Below are 20086 nucleotides of genomic sequence, written 5' to 3' on the forward strand. Positions count from 1 at the left end.
ATAGTCCATACCCCTTCTCTGTGTAATGTATGATTTCTTTTGTCTAGCTTCTCTTCGCCTGTAATCGTACGTTCAGTACAACACCCATTCCAATATACAGACTCATCAGCGAGGTCAGGCCATAGCTTACAAAAGGCAGCGGAAGTCCTGTATTCGGTAAAATAAACGTAGCCACTCCGATGTTCACAAAGCTCTGGAAAGCGATCAGTCCCCCCATTGACGCCGCTATGATCGTCCCCGCGGTATCTTTCGCCTTTCCCGCGATAGAAACGCACTCCATTGCCATCAGCATCAGCAGTATGATCACTACGATACTTCCCTTAAAACCAAACTCTTCACCGATAACAGCGAATATGAAATCGGTTTCCGCTTCAGACAGGAAATTGCCATTCTTTACCGATGTGATCTCATTGTTTTTATAGCCCTTGCCGTCCAGTTCTCCAGAGCCTATGGCCATTACAGAGTTCAACTGCTGGTAAGCCAGATCCGTGGAATATTCCTCCGGATTGACGAAGGCAAGGATACGATTTTTCTGGTAAGTCTCCAATATGGTACTGTCCGGCTGCATTGCCAGAGATACCAGTATGATCACTGCAGGAATTGCCACCGCCAATGCTCCGAAGATCAGCTTATAACTGATGCCTCCGGCATACAGGATCACGCAGAAAATAAAGATCAGCACAAGGCTGGTAGACAGCGCCGGCTGTTCCTTTACCATGATCCAGGGAACACCCATAAGTACCGCAATCGATGCGATCACAGGGAAAGTATTCAGCTTCTCCTTATATTTCATAATAAACTGTGCAAAGAATAAAATCAATAAAATTTTTGCAAGTTCTGAAGGTTGAAATTGCAGTCCACCGATCTTAAGCCACCTCTGGGCTCCGTTGCCTTCTTCACCCATCAGGATTACCAGTCCGAGCAGTACCAGATTGCCTATGTACATCAGCCAGTAAAGCTTCAGGATCACGGAATAATTAAAAAAAGAAAGGGCGATCATGATAACAAGCCCCGCAACTACACCCGCCATCTGTTTGGTCTGCTGGGCAGGTTCCGCACTGCCGATGGTTATGATGCCGATGATGGACAGTGCAAGTATCAGTATGATCAGTTTAAAGTCATAATCCCGTAATCTATAATTCTTAAACATCCGTTTGACCTTTCTGTTCTTTATGCTCCTTATGGCATTTTCGCAGTCTTCTGTAAATCAATAATGGGAATATTGGCAATCAGGCTGGGGCTCTTATTCCGTCCGCCCTTACTGCCCTTTGCCTGTATCTCGATTTCCATATGATCCGTATCGATCCGCATATATTTCGAAATCACTTTTGTAATATCCGCCTTGATCAGTTCCATCATCTCCGGAGAACAGTTCACCCGGTCCGATATCAGCAGGATTTTCAGACGGTCCTTTGCCACCTGGCAGGAGCTTTTCCTGCGAAAAAAATGTTTCATATTCATCCCGTCCCCTTCCTATGCTTTCCGAAAAATACCGGTTACTTTTGTCCAAAAAGATACTCCTTTTTCGAAATCCAGGAACGGAATTTCTTTTCCCAGCACACGATCCACCACATTGCGGTAAGCCTTACCCGCCGGTGTATCGCTTCCGACTAATGGTTCTCCCTGATTGGTGGCGATGACTACATTCTCATCATCCGGAACGATTCCGATGAGCGGTACCGCCAGAATATCCACCACATCATCCGCAGACATCATATCTCCGCGCTTTACCATATCCATGCGCAGTCTGTTGATGATCAGATCCATCTGTTTGAAGCCGTTGGCCTCCAGCAGTCCGATAATACGATCTGCATCTCTGATGGCCGAGACCTCCGGTGTTGTTACCACCAGTGCCCTGTCGGCCCCGGCAATAGCATTCTGGAAGCCCTGTTCAATTCCCGCCGGGCAGTCCAGAATGATGTAATCAAATTGTTCTCTCAAGTGGTCGATCACCTTCACCATCTGTCCCGGGGTGACTGCCGATTTATCTCTGGTCTGTGCCGACGGCATCAGATACAGTCCCGGATGTCTCTTGTCCCGGATCAGTGCCTGTTTGATTCTGCAGTTCCCTTCGACCACATCTACCAGATTGTAAACGATACGGTTCTCCAGTCCCATGACCACGTCAAGGTTACGCAGACCGATATCCGTATCGATCAGGCAGACTTTGCTGCCCGCTTTTGCAAGACCTGTTCCAACGTTTGCGGATGTAGTGGTCTTACCTACACCGCCTTTTCCTGAAGTGACGACAATGACTTCGGAGCTTTTCTTCTCCGTGGAAACGTTTTGTTCCATTTTGGATTCCTCCTGTTTGATTTTGTCGTCCCCTGGATTCTTTTAAAAAGTACCCAGTAATTCTTTTGTAAGGGGATCAAATACGATCTTCCCGTTCTTCAGGTGTGCAATTTTCGGTTGTACTTTGGGACGAATGCCCCATTTCGACTGTTTCGCATTGGTTTTATATTTGAAATCGCCGATTTTTAATCTTTCCGGCTCCATTTCAAGCGCTACAATATAACAATCTTCTCTGCCAGATCCGCCCGCATAAGCTTCCCCGTACAGTCCTCCCAGAATGATGATGTTGCCTGCGGAGATCACCGCACTGCCCGGGTAGACATCCCCCAGGACCACGATGCTGTTCTCGGTTTCTATGACTTCCCGGTTTTTGAGGGTTCCCTTGTAGAACTGCCCCTCGTCCCCGGTGGAAAGCTTTTTCTCCATATGCTGCAGAGCTTTGATAAAGTTCTTGTTCGTGGTCTCATCATGGCCCACGATACAGGCGATCCTCACATTGCTGTTCTTCCGGATGGTATCCAGGATGCGGATTTCTTCCACTTCGGTCACCTCCCGTCCCTCCATGGATAATGCCATGGTGGACGTACCGAAGAAGTTTTTCGCCTCTGTGAATTTCACCGCCAGTTCCTGCAGGATTTCTTCCAGGGAAGCATCCTCCCTCATCAGAAGAGTGATCCCGCTCTGATAGCTTTTGATCAATACTGCATCTTTCATTTTCTTATACCTGTCTTTTTATTTTCTTAATATCCGAAGTCCCACATTTGGCATTCATCTGTCTGTGTTATCTGACTCCGGATAGTTACATCTCATTGGATACTGCATTGTCGAGAGTATCCGCAGTACCTGTGATCAGATCATCCTCTTCCGCCAGTCCGTAATAATACTTGATAATATCTCTGGTGAACTGGGCTGCATAGTCTGAAGAATATCCGAAAGGTATTCTTGTGGCAATGGCGATCTCCGGATTCTCATACGGCGCATAGCAGATAAAAAGCGCATGGTTCGGCCGGGAAGCTGTCTGCTCTGCCGTACCGGTCTTACCTGCGGCATTTACCGCCAGATCACTAAAGTACTTTTTGTTTTCCACCACCTGACGCATTCCCAGATGGAACGCATCCCAGTATTCCTGCGGCAGGTCAATCTGGTTTCTCACTCCTGCATGGTACTCTTTCAACAGATTGCCCTGGGAGTCTGTTGTCTTATCCAACAGGGTCAGATTATAACAGGTTCCACTGTTGGCAATGGTAGTGACATATCTGGCCAGTCCAACGGTAGTGTAGCTGTTGCTGCCCTGTCCGATGGCAGAACGTACCGGATCCTTGGTGGATACATCCGGTGCATATTCTCCGATCTCCACTCCCGATTTATCTGTCAGTCCATACAGATCCGCATATTTGCTCAGGGTATCCAGACCCGCTTCCTCATTATAGCTTCCGGTTCTGGTAGCCAGCTGGTAGCCCACATTGTAGAAGAAGTAGTTACAGGAATCCTTGATGGCAGATGTCACATTTTCATAGCCATGTCCGGAAATTTTCCAGCATCTGGGGGATGGTGTGATCTCGGTAAAAGTACCGACACAGTTCACGCGGCTCTGAAGATTAATCACATTCTCCAGAAGTCCCGCTGTAGCGGATACAATCTTGAACGTGGAACCGGGTGCTGCCTTATACTGGGTGGCAAAATTCAGCTGTGGGCTGGACTTGTCCGCATTCAGCTGCGCATAATACTCCGCATCCACGGTATTCGCCATTTTGTTATTGTCATATCCCGGATAAGACACCATAGCCAGCACATCTCCCGTATTGACATCCGTAATGACTACAGAGGCATTGCAGGGATCCAGTGCCAGTTGGGCCGGTGTGATCTCCAGATTATTGATCCGGTTCATCATAAACTGATATGCCGACAATTTACCGGAATACAGTGCTTCTTCATCCTCAGCCGGGATGTCCACCACCTGCTGTTCACACAGGAGCATACAGATCTGTTTCCCGGTGATCTTGTCATTTAAAAGCATATACTTGTAGAAACGTTTCTGGAACTCCGTGGTATGGTCGATGGCATTAATGGTGTACTCCAACAGTTTGTCATAAACTTCTGTAGAATCCGAATATTTGTCATTCAGATCCAGCTTGCTGACATCAATCCAGTTCATGGCGATGCAATACTGCAGATACTCCTTTAAGGAGATCACTTCCTCCTTCGCCCAGGCCGTCTGCGTAGCATCGTTATCATCCACCAGTTCCTTCATGATCACGCCTTCCTCCCGAAGGAGGCTTACGATATTACTCTGGTAAACCTGATATTCCTTGGAAAGCTTGCTATAGGGAGTTGCCCCTTCTGTAAGTTCGTAAGTCAGTCTGTCGTAAACACCCTGCTTATACTCCAGATAAGCGGCATAGACTGCCTTTTCCGTCTCTCCGGCATCTTCTGCCTCGAAATGTTTTCTGTCCAGGATATTGTTGTTGATCATGGCAAAATACACGTCATAGATCGGGATCTTAATGGACGAGCTCTTGGCATTCTCCGGCAGATTGAATTCTTTGGCGTTGATGATCTTGCTTGCCACCAGACCGGCCAGCTTCTGTTCGATGATATTATATACTGCCTCCGTAAGATCCTTATCGATGGTCAGGTAGACATCCGCTCCCGGCTGTGCCTCTTTCCGCTCTAAAATAGTGATCACCTTACCGGTATTGTTCACCACCACTTTTTCACTGCCCTTGGTACCCTGCAGAGTAGTCTCCATATATGCCTCAATACCACTCTTACCTACCACATCATTGATGGTATAGGTATCCTCCAGGCCGCCTTCCGTCACCACCTGGTCATTTAACTCTGCCAGTTCATCGGAAGAGATTTTGCCGGTATATCCCAGCACATGGGCGAAATATTTGCTGTCTATGTAGTGGCGCACCGTATCCTCTACGATGGACACACCGTCCAGCTGGTCGGAATTCTCCATGATCACCGCCACTGTCTCCGCACTGACATTGGTAGCCACAGTGGTTCCCACATATTTCCGGAAGGAGGTCAGATTCATGGCATACCGGATGGTTACCATCTGCAGCCACTCCTCTTTGGTATAACCTTTCCCCGGCACGAAGGGGGTCTTGGTGTTCTCGGGATCTTCGTACTGACCGATAGCAAAGCCCTTGGCACGGCTTAAGTACTCTATCAGTTCCTGGGCTGTCATGGCTTTTTCTTCTTCACTAAGCTCGTCTATGGTTCTGTATCCAAGCACATCCGCCTGAAAACGAAGCAGCGCCGTGCCATCCACGGAATAGGCATAATCGCCGTCTTCATCAATAATGATCTTAAAATCCGTGATCACACTGTCACCGTTTTTCTCGATCAGCTTTATCAGCCGATAGACAACGTCATTGACCTTTGCGTTCTTATTCCGGCTGGACTCAAACACATCCTCGATCTTCACAGAATAAGCCAGTTCATTTTCCGCCAGTACATTGCCGTTCCTGTCCAGGATCCGTCCTCTGGTACTGGATATATCCCTGGTCTTCTCGATCTGAAGGATAAAGTCGTTCAGATACTCTTCTCCGTTTACGATCTGCAGGTTGAAACAGCGGTAAAGCAGAACACCGGCAAAAAAAGCAAACAGTATCATAAGTACTGTCAGTCTGCTGGTCACAATATTAATAATGTGATCTCTAATTTCACGAAACAAATTTCTGTGCGCTCCTTTTTTCCTTCTCCTCCAGTTTCTGATTAATCTTCAGGATCAGAGGATACAAAATAATCGTAACAACGATGGTGTAAAGTGCCTCCGGCAGGATCACACTTGTAAAATAATACGGGAAATGAAAACGCCCTCTCAAAAGAAACATCAGAATGTAACAAATCAATCCATAAGAAATGTCGCTGACAATAATAAGCGCCAACGGCAGCTTGATATCCTCCGGATAAAAGATCCGGCTGAATTTCCCGTTAACAAAGCCTATGTACATCATGACCATGGCATAAAATCCCAGGAAACTTCCGAAAAAAATATCACATAAAAGCCCGCAGGAAAATCCGATCAGCAGTCCCTCCTTCTCCCCTCTCATAAATCCGAAGGAAGAAGTCAGAATGATCATCAGATTGGGAATGATTCCGCCCATTGCCAGGCTGTTAAATACACTGCACTGCAAGACAAAAAATAAAAGGATCAGAAGAACCACTACAATCTTGCGCAGGAAGCTGCTGTTATTCTCCATCTGCGCCTCCTCCCGGAACCTGCTGTTTCTTGTCCGTGATCACCAGCACCTCACTCAGATGCTCGAAATCCACCACCGGAGTCAGGTATCCGGATTTCGTCAGATTGTTGGTATCTTTATTGATGGTACTGATATAGCCGATCAGGATATTGGGAAGATATTTATCACTGATATCGGATGTAACTACCTTATCTCCCTCTGCCACTGCATCCTGGCTGTCCACCAGCTTGCTGAAAGGAATCACTCCCTGGGCCATCATCTGCAGATCTCCGGATACGATCAGATTGTCACCCGTGGCAAGTGTCATACCGCTGACATTAGAATTGTCGGAAATAATGGAAGTCACCCGGGACCAGTTCGGTCCTACGGACGTAATGCGTCCCACCAGACCGCCTCCGGCGATCACATTCATATCATCCGCCAGCCCATCATTAGAGCCTTTGTCAATGACAAAAGAAGAATACCAGTTGCCAGAATCTCTGCTGATGATCCGGGCACCGATCTTATTGTAGTCCCCGTATTCTTCATCAAGCTCCAGCAACCCTCTCAGTTCATTCAGTTCATATTTGTCCTGCTGCAGCAGAGTGTTCTCTTCCGTCAGGGAAGCCACCTGCTCCTTCAGGGCACTGTTCTCCGCTAAAAGCGTCCGGATCTGCACCAGTTCATCGGAACGATTTGCCAGCCATTCTCCGGCCTTGGCGATCCCCTGTTCAAAGGGTACGATCACATATCCCACCACTCTGTTGAACGGTCGGTTAAATACATTGGTTCCAAAGGTCACCAGCATCATGATGGTGCAGAGGATAGTTAAAATAAAAAGGAGATATTTACTCGGTAAAGTAAACCTCTCCCCTTTTCTTTTTACGACTGGGCTCATTTACTCATCCCTTCAATTGCATAAGCTACCGTTTTATAGTTATCATCCTTGATGATCTTGGCAAGTCCTGTTGCCACGCTGGTCAGCGGATTCTCAGCCACATTCACATGCAGTCCGGTACCGGTTGCCAGTCTCTCTGCCAGATGACTTACCTGGGATGCTCCTCCGGTCAGATAAATACCGTGACGGTAAATATCCGCTGCCAGTTCAGGGGGTGTTCTCTCCAGTATCACCTTTACATTATCAATAATGGTATTAAAGTGCTCTTCCAGAGACTCGTCCACCATTCTTGTGGGAATCTCACGCTCCACCGGCAGACCGGTGACAATGTCTCTGCCGTATACTACAGCACCCTTTCCTTCTTCTTCCAGTTCCTTCAGGGCAATCTTCACATTCTCAGCCGTCTTGCCACCGATGATCAGAGAGAATTCTCTTCTGACTGCCGCACGGATGGCATCATCAAATTTCATGCCGCCCACCTTGATCAGACGGCTCAGTACGATACCGCCCAGTGACAGGATGGAGATTTCCGTGGTCTCATAGCCGACATTCACCACCAGGACGCCCTGGGAATTTTTTACATCGATATCCAGACCCAGACCGTCTGCCACGGCCTTCTCCACTACCATGATCTTCTTGGCCTTTACGTTAGCTCCTTTGATCAGATCATAGAATGCTCTTTTTTCCACCTCGGTAACATCCGTAGGCACTGCAATGAAGAAATCAGAAGGCTTGGTATTGCCCTTCTGCAGATCACCGATAAAATACTTTACCAGAGTCTCCATATTTTTGATATCCGCGATCACACCATTGGAAAGCGGATAAGAAATATGAATATTGCTGGGAGCTTTCTCATACATTTCAAATGCAGAGTTACCATAAGCAAATAAAGTATTCTTATTCTCGATGGCAATCATATTTTTTTCGATCATGATATTGTCATCATTGCGGTTATAGATCTTTATATTGTTGGTACCAAGGTCGATACCAAATGCATTGTTTGCCACTGTCGTTATCCCTTTCTTATATCAAAAATTTTTGCTCTCTGAAGCTAGTATACCTGTTATCGCCAATAATAATGTGGTCTAACAGCGGAATGTCCATCTGGTTTCCCACCTTTGCCACATTTTCCGTCAGCTCCCTGTCGGATCTGCTGGGAGTGGGATCTCCGCTGGGATGATTGTGCACGAGGATAAGACTGACTGCCTTGTCCTTTAACGCCTCCAAAAATATCTCTCTGGGAGAGATCAGTGCCATATTGACGCTGCCGTCCGACAATTTCTTCTCACGGATCAGCTGTCCTTTGGCATCCAGACAGAGCAGATACACACATTCGGTATCCCTGTGTCTGAGTTTTTCCATAAAATATTCCGCCACATGATCCGCTCTGGTGAAGCAGATCCCCTCTCTGGCTTTGGCCCGGCTCATCCTGTTGGACAGTTCGGCGATGCATTTTAGTTTCACCGCTTTCACCATGCCGATGCCCCGGATCTCCATCAGTTCTTCCACACTCACATCATGCAGACCCAGCAGTCCTTCTCTCGGATAGGTGGCCAGTGCCAGTACCTTCTCAGCCAGCGCCACCGCAGAATCCTCCTTCGTCCCGGTTCGCAGAATCACCGCAAGCAATTCCGCCTCCGTAAGATTCTCCGGTCCGAACTGCAGAAATCTCTCATAGGGAAGTCCCCGGTCTGTATTTACCTGTACATTCTTCTCGGGCATAAGTCTCCTTCTGCCTGCTCCGACGTATGCTGCCTAACGGATAAAACGGTATACCACAAACGCTATGATCACACCGATCACACTGGCGATCGTGATGTTAAACTCCAGCCCGAAAGTCAGAATAATGAAACCGAGATTCAGTTCCACTGGACTGCTGAGGCCGAAATTCTGTCCGTAATTCAGAAAAGTACCGTCGAAATAAGTCCCTATAAATCTGCCGATCACAAATCCGATCAGTACCAGGACGATCAAAACCCAATTAATTCTCTTCAAGGTAGTTCCTCTTCTTTCTTCTGTGTACTCTCCATGGCTGAACAGTCTCCCCGTGAGCCTGTCTTCCATACGTCTTTTTATACTATCACAAAAAGCTTCTTCTGTACACAAATTTAGTAGATTTTATTTTGCGCTTTTTCTACAGGATTCGTATTTTTCAATGTAGTTCTACATGCTTTCCGGATCTGTTCTTCCGTCACAAGACCTTTTTGTACCAGTACCTGCAGGGATTTCAGAATACCGAATTTGGCATGCTGCCAGGTCAGTCCGCCCTGGAAATACACTGCATACGGAGGCTTGATGGGGCCGTCCGCAGACAGCTCAATGGAGGAACCGGAAACAAATGCTCCCGCTGCCATAATGACCTGTGCATCATATCCCGGCATATCCCAGGGTTCCGGTGTCACATGACTGTCTACCGGTGCCGCCGCCTGAATTCCCTGGCAGAAGCCGATAACCCCCTCAGGCTGACCGAAGGTCACTGCCTGAATGATATCGTGTCGGCTCTCACTGCCGTTCGGTACTACCGCAAAACCTAATTTTTCATAGACATTGGCTGCAAAGATCGCACCCTTCAGTGCTCCCGCCGTCACCGTGGGAGCCAGGAAAAATCCCTGATAAAAATCTTTCAAAATGCCAAGGGAAGCGCCGACTTCCTTGCCCAGCCCCGGAGAGGTCAGACGGTATGCCGCATTTTCCACACATTCTTTCTTTCCAGCAATATATCCGCCGATAGGAGCAAGTCCGCCTCCGGGGTTCTTGATGAGAGATCCTACGATCATATCCGCACCCACGTCGGAAGGTTCTATGGTCTCCACGAATTCTCCGTAGCAGTTATCCACCATGCAGATCACGTCCGGCTTAATACCTTTAATGAAGGCGATCAGTTCGCCGATCCGCTGTACGGACAGGGTGGGTCTGGTCTGGTAGCCCTTGGATCGCTGAATCGTTACCAGATGAGTTTTCTCATTGATATTCTCACGGATTTTATCGTAATCAAAGCTTCCGTCCGGCAGCAGATCCACCTGGCGATAAGTCACACCGTATTCTGCCAGCGATCCCTTCGACGGGCGGATACCGATGACTTCTTCCAGCGTATCATAGGGTTTGCCTACCGGGGACAACAGTTCGTCTCCAGGTCTTAAATTACTCATCAGAGCCAATGCCAGTGCATGCGTGCCGCAGGTGATCTGAGGGCGCACCAGTGCATCCTCCGTATGGAAAGTCGCTGCATAGACAGCCTCCAGGGTATCTCTTCCAAGATCGTTGTAGCCGTAACCGGTAGTGCCCAACAGGCAGGCCTCACTGACCTGATGCTGCTGCATGGCATTTACCACCTTTAACTGATTGTATTCCGCGTTACTATCCACTTCATCAAAGCGGTCTCTTAAACTTTTCTCAATGGTGCAGCCGTAATCATATACGGTCTTGCTGATTCCCATAGACAGGTAGATCTCTTCATTACTGCTTCTCATAAATCTCTTTTTCTCCTAATTCTCTGATCATGTATTCCAATATTTTCTCTTCGTTATAATCAAACCGACCCTTGTCGATCCAGGTGACTTCACTCTCTCTGCGAAACCATGTCAGCTGTCTCTTGGCAAAATGCCTGGTATCCCGTTTCAAGGTATAGACCGCATCTTCCAGGCTGCATTCTCCATCCAGATATTCCAGAATCTCCTTGTAGCCCAGTCCCTGCATGGACGTCATGCCCTTACGGCATCCCATATCCTTCAGTTGTCTTACCTCATCCACCAGACCCTGTGACATCATTTCATCGATTCTGTCCTCGATCCGTGCATACAGCTTTTCCCGGTCGTCCGTCAGCACAAAATAGCTGAAATTATAGGGACTTGTCCGTTCTTTTTCCCTCTCGTTGTGTACAGAGATCGGTTCTCCTGTCAGTTCATAATATTCTAAAGCACGGATGGTTCTCTTGATATTATTGGCATGAATATTCTCCGCCGATACGGGATCGACCTTCTTCAGCATCTCATGCAGACTCTCCGGTCCCTGTTCTTCTGCCAGAAGTTCCAGTTTTTTTCGATATTCGGTGTTCTCTTCGTTTTCCGTAAAATCAATGCCCCGAAGCACCGCCTGAATGTAAAATCCGGTGCCTCCCACCAGAATAGGGATATGGCTCCTGTCATATATCTGCTCCATACATTCCAGACAATGTTTCTGGAACACTACTACATTGAATTCTTCCCAGGGCTCCAGAATATCGATCAGATGATGGGGCACCCCCTCCATCTCCTCCGGACGGATCTTGGCAGAACCGATATCCATATGTTTATATACCTGCATGGAATCTGCCGACAGGATTTCTCCGTTTATGGCTTTTGCCAGCGCGATGGACAGTTTTGTCTTTCCCACAGCTGTCGGCCCGGTCAGGACCACCAGTGGTTTCTTTTTATTCTGTATTACCGACATTATTTTTTCCTTACTCTTTTTATCCTGCTATCCGTTGTTCTGGGTACAGTTTGCTGCATCGATGGCGATGACCAGCATCAGACCCTCCAGTTCATCCTGTGGATCGGAGAAATTAATAGTATACGTATCTCCCCAGTGAAACAGTTCTTTAGAGATATGGATGATACTGCTGCATCCATTGTATACATCATAATCCCATCCCAGAAAATCTCCCTCCACGCGCCAGCCGTTATAGTCGATCTCATATCTGGGCTTGAAAAAAGAAAACTGTTTGCGGATTTCACCACGGACCCGGCCACCGATCTCGATTTCAAAGGCCGGAAGAAAGGTAAGCAGCCGCTGTCTGATCACTCCCAGTTCATGGTTATTTCTGTCGTATACATGCAGCTGGTGTCCCAGGGAGAAAAACTCCGCTTTTACAAAATATTTTGGATTTTCATTTTCATCATAGACATCATAGGAATCTGTCCAGGAAAACACTCTCTGTTTGATCAGTAAACGCATTATACTATCCTCTTAAATTTCTTCTCCAGATCTGTCTCCGTCATGGTAATAATAGTGGGTCTGCCGTGGGGACAGTTGTAGGGATTATCCAGGGTCAGAAGTTCGTCGATCAATTTCTCCGCCTCCTGAAAGCTCAGACGGTTATTGCCTTTGACCGCCGCCTTGCAGGACATGGATGCAATCTTTTCCTCAATGACCTGAAAACTTCCGCGATTGCCGGTCTCCTGGGACAGTTCATCCAGCACTGCCAGGAACAGTTCCCTCTCACTGCATCCGTAGAGATCCACTGGCACACTACGGAGGGCATATTCGTTGCCTCCGAAAGCATCAATCTCAAATCCCAGCTGTGCAAAAGCATCCTCATAGGTGTGCAGAATGCTTTCCTCCTGCCCTGTCAGGCTGACAATAATCGCCGGCATCAGACGTTGGGACACCACACTCTTTTCATAAAACTGTTTCATCAGGCGTTCATATTTTACCTTTTCATGAGCCGCATGCTGGTCAATGATGAACAATTTGTCTTCAAACTGGATCAGCCAGTAAGTATCAAAGACCTGACCGATAATCCGGTAACGGCTGCGATTCTGCATGGACAACAGTTTTTCCTCGAACAGATTCAACTGCTGGGTATTTTTGATCTCCGGTTCCGGGGCGGCAGCTGCATCCTGCGACGATGCCGTGGGCTGTCCGGAAGCAGTTGTTGTGGCCACCTGTTCCTGTACCGGGTTCTTCCTGTCTTCCGGCGGCACTGCCTCCACGAAGAAATCATCTTCCTGCGGTACGGCTGTGGTGCTGACTGCTTTGGAAACTTCTGGTGTATTACCGTACAGGACGGCCTGCGTTTTTTTCACCGTCACAGTTCCTGCAACACCCACTGTGGAGTTCTCTATTAGCTCCGGCTTGCGGATACTGGTCTGTACCCCGGCATGATTTTCCTGCCAGACAGGTTTCTGTATAAATTCTCTCCGGTCCCTGGAAGCCGCTTCATATTTTGCTGCCTCCATGACACGATAGCTTTCTTCTCTCTTTTTTTCAAATACTTCCGGTGTGTGTTCTTTCCAGGAAGCTCTTCTCTCTTCCTGTTCTTTCTTCTGGATTGCCTTTTCATCCTCCAGAGAAGCATCCGGGATCATCTCCCGGTTCCGCAAAGTGATGGCGATCTTCTCACTGAGCATTCTGGCAAATGCCATGCCGTCAGAGAACCGCACATCCATTTTGGAAGGATGTACGTTCACATCCACCGTCTCCGTATCCATGGTGATATGCAGTACGCACAGTGGAAACTTATGCTGCATCAGATACTGCTTGTAGCCTTCCTCGATAGCCTTGGCGATCACACCGCTGCGGATAAAACGACCGTTGATAAAATAGATCTCGAAGTTACGGTTGGAACGCACCAGTACCGGTTTGCCCAGATATCCTTCGACTTTGATGCCGTTCTCTTCGATCTGGACAGGCACCAGCTCTGCGGCAATCTCCCTGCCGTAGATCCGGTAAATTACCTCCCGCAGGTCACCGTTTCCGGAGGTATGGAATCTGGTCTGGTTTCCCAGTACGAATTTAAACGAAATATCCGGTCTCGACAATGCCAGATGTTCCATCAGATCCGTGATATAACTGCCCTCTGTGGCAGGCTGTTTTAAGAACTTCCGGCGTACCGGCGTATTAAAAAACAGGTTCCGCATGAGGAACGTTGTGCCGTCCGGTGCACCGATTTCATCAATGGATTGCTCCCGCGCCCCTTCCAGTACCATGCGGGTACCCGTGAGATTTTCCTTTCGCTTGGTAATGATCTCCACCCGGGAAACTGCCGCGATACTGGATAAAGCCTCACCACGGAATCCCAGACTCGCAATATGGTTCAGATCATCCGCATCCTCTATTTTACTGGTGGCATGGCGCAGGAACGCGGTAGGAAGCTGATCTCTCTCGATACCGCAGCCGTTATCCGTCACGCGGATGAATTCAATGCCGCCTTCCTTTGCCTCCACCGTGATTGCTGTAGATCCGGCATCAATGGCATTCTCCACCAGTTCCTTTACCACACTGGCTGGTCTCTCCACCACCTCACCGGCAGCGATCCTGTCGATCGTCCGGGAGTCCAGTACATGTATTCCCATAAATCTCCTCCCTTATGCTTTCTAGCCGTTCCAGCGGTTCTTTAACTTATTCTGCAGGCGGTACAAAGTATTCAGTGCATCCAGCGGTGTCAGAGTCGTTACTTCGATCTCCATCAGTTCCTTCAGCACATCCTCGTCCGTCACCGTATCAAACAGAGACATCTGCGCCAGATCCACTTCATCGTATTTTGGCTGTTTTTTTGCTTTCCCATCGCCCTTATTATCAATGGCGATACTCTGCACCTTTTCGGTGATATCATTGTCGGACAGCTGTTCCACGATCTCTTTTGCACGGTCAATGACCATATCCGGCACACCGGCCAGTTTGGCCACCTGGATACCGTAGCTCTTGTCTGCACCGCCCTTTACGATCTTACGCAGGAATACAATATCGTCTCCGCATTCCTTGACTGCGATGCAGTAGTTGTTGACATTGTTCATTTTGCCTTCCAGCTCGGTCAGCTCATGATAATGGGTGGCAAACAGTGTCTTCGCTCCCAAAAGCTTTCGATTACTGATATGTTCGATCACTGCCCAGGCAATGCTCAGGCCATCAAAGGTGGACGTGCCTCTTCCGATCTCATCCAGGATCAGGAGACTTTTGGATGTGGCATTCCGTAAAATATTCGCCACCTCATTCATCTCCACCATGAACGTGGACTGCCCGCTGGCCAGGTCATCCGACGCACCCACACGGGTAAAGATTCTGTCTACAATGCCGATGTTGGCACTTCTGGCAGGCACGAAACAACCGATCTGTGCCATCAGCACGATCAGTGCCGTCTGACGCATATATGTGGATTTTCCCGCCATATTCGGACCGGTGATGATGCTGATACAATGACTTCCATTATCCAGATAGGTGTCGTTGGCAATGAACATGTCATTAGTGATCATCTGTTCCACCACAGGATGTCTGCCATCCTTGATATCAATGACACCTTTTTCATTTAACTTCGGGCGTACATAGTGATTGCGCTCAGACACCAGGGACAGGGATACATAAACATCCAGCTTTGCAAGCGCCTTGGCAGTATTCTGGATACGTACCAGTTCCTGTGCGATGGTATCCCGGATTCTGCAGAAAATATCATACTCCAGTGTTTGAAGCTTGTCCTCCGCATTTAAGATCGTATCTTCCAGTTCTTTTAATCTCGGTGTGGTATACCGCTCCGCATTGGCAAGGGTCTGTTTGCGGATATAATCCTCCGGCACCAGATCCTTGTAGGAATTGGTCACCTCAAAGAAGTAGCCGAACACATTATTTTTTTTGATTTTGAGATTCTTGATTCCGGTACGTTCTCTGTCTTCTTCCTCCAGCTGGACCAGCCATTGTTTGCCGTCATGTTTGGCTGCACGCAGATGATCTATAGTCTCATCGAACTGATCCTTGATCATTCCGCCTTCACGAATAGATATGGGCGGTTCCTCAACGATCGCCTCGTCAATCAGCTGATAAATGTCCTCCAGTCCATCGATTTCTTCCCGGATGGCTGCCAGCTCCTCTTTCTGGAAGCCCGCCAACACCGTCTTGATAGGCGGCAGCATCTGCAGAGAGTTACGAAAAGCGATCAGATCTCTGGGGTTTGCCGTCTTATAAGTCACTTTGCTGAGCAGTCGTTCCAGATCGTAAACCGGATTCAGGTACTCTCTGATCTCGTCCCGGGAGATGGAATCCTGATTCAGTTCCTGGATTGCATCCAGACGTTTCTCCATTTCTTCCTTATCAATCAGAGGCTGCTCAATATAGTTTCGCAGCAATCTGCCGCCCATGGCCGTCTTCGTCTTGTCCAGTACCCACAACAGAGACCCTCTCTTCTGCTTTTCCCGCAGTGTCTCTGTCAGTTCCAGATTTCTTCTGGTGGAACTGTCCAACAGCATGTATTTGCTGGTAAGATAGGGAGAAATATGAGTAAAATGTTCCAGATCCGTCTTCTGGGTATCATATAAATATTGCAGTAATGCTCCTGCTGCCAGAATTCCTGTAGGAAATTCCTCAACACCGAGGCCGATCAGAGTATTCACCTTAAAATGTCTCATAAGGATCCGCCGGCAGCCGTCATCATCGAACATGTGAGACTCCAGTGAGCTGACCGACATATGTAACCGGGACTTCAAGTCCTCCACATCATATCCGCTGACCAGAAAGGCCTCATTGCAGATGATCTCCGAGGGCTCATATTTCATCAGTTCGTCCTTCAGTTTCCGCAGGTCTTCTACCTCTGTCACATAATAATCTCCGGTAGTGACATCCGCTGCGGAAATGCCGATTCCATCCGAGGTATAGGCAATGCACATCAGGTAATTGTTCTTGCTGGCTTCCAACGACTGGACATCCAGGTTGGTCCCCGGGGTCACCACACGGATAACCTCTCTCTTCACCAGTCCCTTTGCCAGCTTTGGGTCCTCCACCTGTTCGCAGATGGCTACTTTATAGCCCCTGCTGACCAGTCTGGCCAGATATGTCTCCACCGCATGATAGGGAATACCACACATAGGAGCACGTTCCTCCAGTCCACAGCTTTTTCCGGTCAGTGCAATTTCCAGCTCTTTGGATGCTACTATAGCATCGTCAAAGAACATTTCATAAAAGTCTCCCAGGCGATAAAAAAGGATGCAGTCCTTATACTGCTCCTTGGTCTCCATATATTTTTGCATCATTGGTGTCAATTCAGCCATGATTTTCTCCTGTTCTGTAAAAGAATACACGACAAAGCGGACACGCAAAAGCTTGCGTATCCGCATCTATCTTAGCACAAAATATTGAGGTTGTAAATTAAAGAACCCGTCCACAAATGATAGTTTTTGCCCCTTATCCCAACCGTGCGGCGCGCTCCAGTGCATCATCAATATGTGCACACACATTCTCTCTGCCGACCTTGTCCAGAAAACCGCTCTTCTCCATGACGTGCATGGGCTGTTCCCCTACATGGGACAGAATGATCTGGATATTTTTCTTCTTGCAGTCTGTATATAGCTGTTCCAGATTATGCATAGCTGTGGCATCGATAGCGCTCACGCTACGCATACGCAGTACCAGACAATTCATCTTCTCATCCAGCGTGATCTTGAGGATCTTGTCCGCTGCGCCGAAGAACAGAGGGCCGCTGACCTCATAAACCATAGTGTTGTGCGGTACGACTCTTAAAGACAGGCTGTCCGCATCATCCTCATCGTCCACATATTTCCAGCCTTCCACTTCCGTTACATCGCTCATACGTTTCATGAACAGAATGGCTGCCAGCAGGATACCTACCTCAATGGCTACCACCAGATCAAACACAACGGTCAGTACAAACGTGGTCACCAGAACGATGATATCGCTCTTGGGTGCAGTCTTGCAGAGTCCTACGAACTTCCGCCAGTCACACATATTGTATGCCACCATGAACAGGATCGCTGCGATGGTAGGCATGGGGATCAGTGCCGCATACGGCATCAGCACCACCAGTATTAACAGCAGTGTCACAGAATGTACCATACCTGCAATAGGGGTACGTCCGCCGTTTTTCACGTTGGCTGCGGTTCTGGCAATGGCTCCGGTAGCCGGAATTCCTCCGAACAATGCGGAAGTAATGTTGCCGGCACCCTGGGCGATCAATTCCATGTTGGAGCGGTGTCTACTATTCACCATGCTGTCTGCCACCACACAGGAAAGCAGAGACTCGATAGCCGCCAGAATAGCGATGGTGAAAGCATCCGGCAGGACATTCTGTACGGTCTTCAGGCTGAAGGACGGCAGAGAAATTGTCGGGAGCTTATTGGAGATCTCATACAGATCTCCGATGGTGTTTACATTCATATTAAGCAGTGCTACCATGGCACTTCCCACCAGTACTGCAATCAGTGAAGGGGGAATCTTCTTGCAGAAGCCCGGCAGATACTGCCATACGATCAGGATCAGCAGACTGATCACACCCACCAGAAGGGCCTGCAGATTGGTGGTGGATATAAACTGAAATACCGCTTTTAATTTGTCCATGGTCTCGATCAGCGGCTCTTCACTGACAATGGTCAGTCCCATGAAGTCCTTGATCTGTCCGATCAGAATTGTCACGGCAATACCTGAGGTAAAGCCCGTGGTAATGGTATAAGGGATGAACTTGATCAGATTACCCAATCGGAATAATCCCATCAGAATCAAGATCACACCGGCTAACAGTGTCGCAATGATCAGTCCGTCCATACCGTTCTTCGCCACAATACCGGCTACGATAGTGGCAAATGCCGCTGTAGGCCCGGCAATCTGCACACGGCTGCCGCCTAAGAATGAGATTACAAAACCTGCCGTAATAGCAGTATAAATACCCTTCTCCGGAGTCACACCGGACGCCAGTGCCAGTGCAATGGATAAGGGCAGTGCAATGATAGCCACGATGATACCCGCGATCACATCTTTCACAAACTGTTCTTTCGTGTAGCTTTTCATCACGGAGAAAAGCTTGGGTTTTAGTTTTTCCATAACAATCTCCTTAATAATACAAAACTCGTGTGAAATTATAAAATTTTTATAAAGTCACACGAGCCTTATCATATCTCTATTTCGTTTTCTTGGCAAGATTTTTTTGGCCAAATTATTCTACAATACGATTTTTTCCATTATTTTTTGCGGTGTATAGCTTACGATCTGCAGAAGTAAACAACAGATCCATCTGTTTATCTGCCTCATAACGTTCCATTCCACCGCTGATCGTAATATCCGTTTGTTTGGTTGCCTGAGAGTATTTCCTTAACCCCTCCTGAATATTTTGAAACGCCTGCAGCACCTGCTCACGGTTGTCTTCTTCGAATACCAGCATAAATTCCTCGCCGCCGAATCGGGAGGCAATTCCCTTTCCCAGCATTTCCTCCAGCATCAGTCTGCCGGCTTCCCTTAGCACATCATCACCATATCCATGTCCATAGGTATCATTTACTACTTTAAAATCGTCCACATCCATCAGTATGATCCAAAAATTCCTGCCTGGTATCCGCATCCACCCATCCACCTGTTTTACCAGATAACGTCGATTATACAGTCTGGTCAGTGGATCATGATTTGCTGCAAATTCCAGATTTTCACTGAGCGTCAGCAATTGTTTCCGTTGTTCTTCATACCTTTTGAGCAGTACAAATATCATGGTAAATACGGAAAGTGCTACGATGATAAAAGATCCCAGAGTTGTTCCTATTATACCGATTTCATCCATATTGCTCCATCTGGAAGGACGTTCAAAACTGATCATCATGATTACAAGATATTCCAGCAGGGTGAACGCATAAGAAGCAATCACCATGCTTCTGGGGAAAAATACTGCCAGTCCCACAATTCCAAGAATCAGATATACAATGGCTGTGTTCCCATAGCAATAATACAGATAAGGGAACTCAAACCAGGAAAGTATTAAAATGATCACAACCGCAGGTAATTGCACCTTTTGGGTAATCCATCCGGCACATCCGATGATCAGGATCATCAACAGGCATACTCCGCAGAGTATGGTGGGTAGTTCCGTCCCATGAATACAGAAATTGCAAATCGTCCCAATCAGGTTTGCGCTTACGGCCGTGTTCACAAGAATCTGATACATATTCCAGGACATATCCTTCTCTATATCACAATTTCCCCAAAGTTCTTTTTCCTTCTCTTGTTTCATTTTATTTTCCTT

General features: G+C 47.7%; 17 protein-coding genes. All 17 read right to left on the reverse strand.

All coding sequences use genetic code 11. The features are described 5' to 3' along the window. Nucleotides 1-43 precede the first annotated feature (43 nt). The gene (locus OCV96_RS12630) at nucleotides 44-1150 is read right to left on the reverse strand and encodes an FtsW/RodA/SpoVE family cell cycle protein (RefSeq protein WP_117465653.1); all 1107 of its coding nucleotides are present in this window, start codon (nucleotides 1148-1150) and stop codon (nucleotides 44-46) included. Nucleotides 1151-1179: 29 nt separating this feature from the next. After that, on the reverse strand, nucleotides 1180-1461 hold the full coding sequence (gene minE / locus OCV96_RS12635; protein ID WP_022312501.1) for a cell division topological specificity factor MinE: 282 nt from the start codon (nucleotides 1459-1461) through the stop codon (nucleotides 1180-1182). Nucleotides 1462-1473: 12 nt separating this feature from the next. Then, nucleotides 1474-2295: a septum site-determining protein MinD gene (gene minD / locus OCV96_RS12640; protein WP_022312500.1), complete on the reverse strand. Its 822-nt coding sequence runs from the start codon at nucleotides 2293-2295 to the stop codon at nucleotides 1474-1476. Between the two features lie 42 nt (nucleotides 2296-2337). Then, on the reverse strand, nucleotides 2338-3009 hold the full coding sequence (locus OCV96_RS12645) for a septum site-determining protein MinC (RefSeq protein ID WP_022312499.1): 672 nt from the start codon (nucleotides 3007-3009) through the stop codon (nucleotides 2338-2340). Between the two features lie 85 nt (nucleotides 3010-3094). Then, nucleotides 3095-5980 (reverse strand): penicillin-binding transpeptidase domain-containing protein, encoded by a 2886-nt coding sequence (locus OCV96_RS12650; protein WP_262594673.1) that lies wholly within the window; start codon nucleotides 5978-5980, stop codon nucleotides 3095-3097. Further along, a complete protein-coding gene (gene mreD / locus OCV96_RS12655; protein WP_022312497.1) occupies nucleotides 5970-6509 on the reverse strand; it encodes a rod shape-determining protein MreD in 540 nt (179 codons plus the stop codon). The genes OCV96_RS12650 and mreD overlap by 11 nt, the downstream gene beginning before the upstream one ends. Further along, a complete protein-coding gene (gene mreC / locus OCV96_RS12660) occupies nucleotides 6499-7386 on the reverse strand; it encodes a rod shape-determining protein MreC (protein WP_022312496.1) in 888 nt (295 codons plus the stop codon). Before mreC ends, mreD begins: the two co-directional genes overlap by 11 nt. Next, nucleotides 7383-8393: a rod shape-determining protein gene (gene mreB / locus OCV96_RS12665; protein WP_022312495.1), complete on the reverse strand. Its 1011-nt coding sequence runs from the start codon at nucleotides 8391-8393 to the stop codon at nucleotides 7383-7385. Before mreB ends, mreC begins: the two co-directional genes overlap by 4 nt. 16 nt (nucleotides 8394-8409) lie before the next feature. Then, nucleotides 8410-9108 carry a RadC family protein gene (gene radC, locus OCV96_RS12670; RefSeq protein ID WP_022312494.1) on the reverse strand — a complete coding sequence of 233 codons (699 nt, stop codon included), beginning with the start codon at nucleotides 9106-9108 and terminating at the stop codon, nucleotides 8410-8412. Between the two features lie 33 nt (nucleotides 9109-9141). Next, complete coding sequence (locus OCV96_RS12675; protein ID WP_022312493.1) at nucleotides 9142-9381, reverse strand: DUF4321 domain-containing protein; 240 nt, start codon at nucleotides 9379-9381, stop codon at nucleotides 9142-9144. A 113-nt stretch (nucleotides 9382-9494) separates the two neighbouring features. Beyond that, a complete protein-coding gene (locus OCV96_RS12680) occupies nucleotides 9495-10856 on the reverse strand; it encodes a methionine gamma-lyase family protein (RefSeq protein WP_118731293.1) in 1362 nt (453 codons plus the stop codon). After that, nucleotides 10843-11814, reverse strand: a complete 972-nt coding sequence (gene miaA, locus OCV96_RS12685) for a tRNA (adenosine(37)-N6)-dimethylallyltransferase MiaA (RefSeq protein WP_022312491.1) — start codon at nucleotides 11812-11814, stop codon at nucleotides 10843-10845. The genes OCV96_RS12680 and miaA overlap by 14 nt, the downstream gene beginning before the upstream one ends. 27 nt (nucleotides 11815-11841) lie before the next feature. After that, a complete protein-coding gene (locus tag OCV96_RS12690) occupies nucleotides 11842-12318 on the reverse strand; it encodes an LURP-one-related/scramblase family protein (protein ID WP_022312490.1) in 477 nt (158 codons plus the stop codon). After that, nucleotides 12318-14438 (reverse strand): DNA mismatch repair endonuclease MutL, encoded by a 2121-nt coding sequence (gene mutL / locus OCV96_RS12695; protein WP_118537852.1) that lies wholly within the window; start codon nucleotides 14436-14438, stop codon nucleotides 12318-12320. Before mutL ends, OCV96_RS12690 begins: the two co-directional genes overlap by 1 nt. Nucleotides 14439-14459: 21 nt before the next feature. After that, nucleotides 14460-17117: a DNA mismatch repair protein MutS gene (gene mutS, locus OCV96_RS12700; protein ID WP_262594674.1), complete on the reverse strand. Its 2658-nt coding sequence runs from the start codon at nucleotides 17115-17117 to the stop codon at nucleotides 14460-14462. Between the two features lie 133 nt (nucleotides 17118-17250). After that, nucleotides 17251-18900 (reverse strand): SulP family inorganic anion transporter, encoded by a 1650-nt coding sequence (locus OCV96_RS12705; RefSeq protein ID WP_022312487.1) that lies wholly within the window; start codon nucleotides 18898-18900, stop codon nucleotides 17251-17253. Between the two features lie 112 nt (nucleotides 18901-19012). Beyond that, nucleotides 19013-20074 (reverse strand): GGDEF domain-containing protein, encoded by a 1062-nt coding sequence (locus tag OCV96_RS12710; protein WP_022312486.1) that lies wholly within the window; start codon nucleotides 20072-20074, stop codon nucleotides 19013-19015. Nucleotides 20075-20086 lie beyond the last annotated feature (12 nt).

Origin of the sequence: Waltera acetigignens, from assembly GCF_025567015.1 — a bacterium.
Classification (GTDB): Bacteria; Bacillota; Clostridia; order Lachnospirales; family Lachnospiraceae; genus Acetatifactor; species Acetatifactor acetigignens.